This window comes from Paenibacillus sp. 01T443, assembly GCF_056398325.1.
The window spans coordinates 1-4,325 of record NZ_JBFTPE010000055.1 but is presented as its reverse complement, the minus strand read 5'-3'; the positions used below and the strand labels follow the sequence as shown (position 1 = coordinate 4,325).

Below are 4,325 nucleotides of genomic sequence, written 5' to 3'. Positions count from 1 at the left end.
CCCACTCGCCCTTCTTCAAACCATTTATTAGGGCGTTCCTTTACTGTAATCGTCATATTCTTTCTAGCCGTATTTCCATTTCCATCCGTTACTTGTATCGTAAAGTTGTAATCTCCTGGTTTGGTATTGATACTGATGATGCCTTTGCTGCTATTTAAATCGACGTTCCCATTATTTAATCCATCTGCGATTGTGCCATCAGCATTTAATTCCAAGCCGTCAGGCAGTTTGCCCTCTACGATACTCCAAGTATAACCTGGTGCTCCCCCGCCCGCCATAAATTGAAATGCCGATGCCGCAACACCGTATTTATTGTTATTCTTCGATTTATTCCATACATAAGGCCATTCCTTGTAGCCAATCGGCATATTTTGGGTTGGAAGCGGTGTTTTAATGGCATCCTCGGTTGATAGTCCTTGTGTTACAATTTCTAGAGCCGCAGCTTCACCTTTAACCGACTGAACAAGTCCATTTATTTTATTACCATTTTGATCTGCAACTCTTCCATAGAACCCAAGGTAAGCTACATTTTGATCATTTCCTAGCGGGACATTGTTTGAATTAACATCTTCTGTATACGTATGTTTGATTTGAATCATCAGTTTATTCCAACCCTGCTTTAACAGAATCGCTTGTTTTGTCAAATCCTTTTGCACTTCTACTGGTACAGTAGGTGCGGTCAAAGCATTATCGTTTACATATATTCGATATGAACCGCTGGCGCCTACATTAAAATACGCTTGTTGTTCTACAGGACTGAATACGTATGTGGAAGCGTATACATATTTGTTTTTCGTATCAATTCCTTTCTTCACACTATAATAACCATACAAATCCTGATAATCATCATAGTTTCTGTTATAAATACGATCATCGAAATACTCCCATTTATGATTTTCGTTTTCAAAGCTTAATAAATCTCCGATATTGGGAGTGATCGTAGTCGTTGGATCTCCATCTACCACTGTCGTATTGTTATAAACTTCTATTTCTGAAAGGCCGGTGATTGTTGGATAAGGTGTGCGTCCCTTATCTATTTCAACCTTCATTTGAACCACATTCTTCAATCCGGATGATAAAGCATACACAGTTGGTTCGGATGGGTTAGAAGATGTACTTTTAACCTCTCCAGATTCTACTTGGCTGCCGTCTTCAAGAGTGAACGTAAGATGATACCAATTGTTTACGTGACGCGAATCGCCCCATTGCGCTATTTTCACTTCATTGATTGCAATAGGTGTACTCCATTTTAGATTTACCCATGGGTTAGAGTCACTTTCTGTCACCCATTGCTTTTTTATGTCTCCATCAACTAAATTTGATACAGGGTTTACTGCAATAGTTGACGACGATGCTGTTACTTCTGATGCCAACGGAGCATAATTCACGTTTTCTTCCACTGCAGTCCCGTAAATTTTGTCCACGACAGGCGAATCAAATGGACCAGATACCAGCCACGAATTTATAAACGGCGCATTACCTGTCACTTGCTGCGCGTTTACCTTCGTACCGGGAGAACCAACCATGAATGATGCAATGAGCATTGAAGCAGTCAATACTACAGCAGTAAATTTACGATAAGTTTTAAACATTTTTACCTTTCCTCCTTTTAAATACCAGCGTGATCGATATGTAACCGAAGCAGGCCCGGAGCTTCAGAATCAAAGTAAGTGAGAAAGCTTTTCTCACTTTACTTAGGCCTTAAACTCCTCCTTTCTTAATAGAAAATCTTTTTATATATAAGCGCTTGCAGTAAAATGGACATGTTCACTTGAATCCTTTACTGCAAGTCGTTTATATCGATATAGTTATGATTTTCTGGTCTTGTAAGCGCTTTATAAAGAGGAAAAACTTCACCAATACGCCTACAACTTAAAGTGCTTCGGGGTCAAATATAACCTCGCCGAAGTATATCCTATATGTATTATGTGTTTCATGGCTGTTCACTCTGTTGTTACTCGCTACTTTTTCACTGTACAGCCATAAGCAGTTCAACAAAACCAAATAAACAATAGATTTCTTTGAAATCTAGACAATGATATTCACCAAAAAAAGCAATTTTCTTTAAAAAGTTAATAAATGACCGCCGGCATCATCATACCGGTTGGTAAAAGGGCATTTGAGCGGGTAAGGATCCAACTGTACGAGTGGAATGCTATGTTCAATCGCTCCTTAAATGCAATAAAGGATGCCATTCTTGCATAGTGGCATCCTTTATTAATGTGCACTTTTTTATTGGATCAAATTGTAAATCACTTGCACCACTTCTGCACTTGAAGAGGTTATCCTACAGTCGTAGATTTTCCTGACTGATCACGCGGCACAAAGACGGTTGTTTTACAATGTTTTTATATGAGTCTTCTTAGACTCTAATTTTTCAACCCCGCCGACCCATGGCGTATGTTCTCCATCCTGCACAAACAGTCCTTGGTAAGGCGATGTGCTTAACGTTTGAGTAGCAGAAACCAAACCATCGGATTCAGCAGAAATTTGTAAATTTCCACTTGTGCCGGAAGTTCTCACGAATGTGAACCCAATTCCTCTTTCTACCTTTTGTTCTTCTACACCGATTCTTGGAATATCTTTACCGACAAGTTGACCCTCTCCTGTTACAGAGAATTTAACAGTTCCTTCGTAATTCGGAACTATAGTCCCGTTTGCATCAATAACTTTGAAATATACTGGAATTAAATCTGAGCCGTCTGCTATCGGCTGGATCCCTCGGTCTCGAACTTCAATTTGGAGTCGACTCGCTTGACTGGGCGTCCGAACGGTATGCGTTTTAACAACAGCTCCATTTAATATCGTTTCTGCTCTTAATTCTCCTGCGACAAACCGATCCAAATTAAATGTAAATATCGGGCTTCCACCTTTACTTACTATATTAGGTACTGAACTAGAAGCTTCTGCTCTTGTAATTAACCAATACCTTGTTTTGAAATAGCCTTATAGCATCGCCGTTGCTGAACACATTGATAGAGAGGCTCGATGCAGGAGAGTACGTGCTTGCAATAAACACCATTGGACCATACAACGGATCTCTCTCGGATTGCATCGACTGCAGCCAATAGTAGCCATACTTTTCATATCTGTCGATATCTACAGTACCGCTGCAAGCTGTCTTTAAATATGAACCACGACTATAATCGTTCCAACACCGTATTAAATCCATTTTCTTTCATTTGCAGCGCATCGCGGTACTGCATAGAGTTCGAGCCTGCATCCCCTATTAGCCCCCCGTAAGTAAATCTTCTCACCATTGAGATAAACCCATCAGATTTATACTCTATAGTTCGAATGCCTACTTTCGTCGTAATCGAATCAACCAAGCTTGATGCATTGTAAACCTCGCTAACCAGTGAATATAAGTACGGTGTGGCAATGCTCCACAAATTAGGATTTACAACGGTTAAATTCTGATTAAATTTGTAAAGAAAGCTTCTATAAGCGTACAGACTAGTAGAATTATAGTTAGATTCCTCAACGTGAACACCTCATTTTCTCAAATTATCAACTTATGTTACAGCTTCATAATTGACAACTTGCCACAAGGTCATACATTGTAGTGGTCTTCAAAATCACCTCTCTTCTCGCAAACTGCAATTGCGCTTTGGATCCATTTACACACCATTTTATGATCGGCCGCTCCTTAAATACAATAAAGGATGCCATTCTTGCTTAGTGGCATCCTTTATTGATGAGTACTTTTTTATTGGATCAAATTGTAAATCACTTGCGCCGCTTCTGCGCTTGAAGCCCTCAAGATTACCGTGGTATCTTGATTGACCCAGCCGCTTTGACGTATTGTACGTTGTCGTTGGTGATTGTTGATCAACGACTTTTACTCTGTTACTCTGTAGGTCACTTTTGCTTTTAATGTTGTTCCTTCGACTGTTCCGTCAACGGTGAACACGCCCGCCTTCGAAACCATGTCTGCAGTGATTTCCTCCCATACAACGTCCACTAACCCTGTTGTTCCATCGTTGTATACAGCCTCAACCTGATCAGGAAGTGTTGGTATTTCACCTTGTTTCGTATCTACTTTAACCGCTTTGTAGTCTACGATTGTCTTTACCACTTCTTCGACTTCAAAGGCATTAATCTCAGCAGCCGATGCATAGCCGCCACCGCCCGCCGTTGCTTCGAGCTTGACATACGATGCATTCGTCGGTGTAAAAGTTGCGTTTTTCTCCACAATGTCGTTTGCCCAAGTTCCGCTTGCAACCTTGGCAAAATCCACTCCATTCGTACTTACATATACGTTATAGCCTGTAATAATTCCGTTGCTGCCTCCTGATTGCCTTGGCAAATAGGCGATTGTATTG

3 protein-coding genes and 1 pseudogene are annotated in these 4,325 nt (G+C 40.5%); all 4 read right to left on the bottom strand.

Annotated elements, in window-relative coordinates:
* Positions 1–1,592, bottom strand: a 1,592-nt coding sequence (locus AC1DLI_RS34105; protein WP_477610133.1) for an Ig domain-containing protein, incomplete at its 3' end; no start/stop codon positions are given.
* 745 nt (positions 1,593–2,337) lie between these two features.
* Positions 2,338–2,844 carry a hypothetical protein gene (locus AC1DLI_RS34100; RefSeq protein WP_477610131.1) on the bottom strand — a complete coding sequence of 169 codons (507 nt, stop codon included), beginning with the start codon at positions 2,842–2,844 and terminating at the stop codon, positions 2,338–2,340.
* Positions 2,845–3,305: 461 nt separating this feature from the next.
* Positions 3,306–3,455 (bottom strand): annotated as a pseudogene (locus AC1DLI_RS34095) (hypothetical protein); the annotation flags it as partial.
* Positions 3,456–3,841: 386 nt separating this feature from the next.
* Positions 3,842–4,325, bottom strand: a 484-nt coding sequence (locus AC1DLI_RS34090) for an Ig-like domain-containing protein (protein ID WP_477610129.1), incomplete at its 5' end; no start/stop codon positions are given.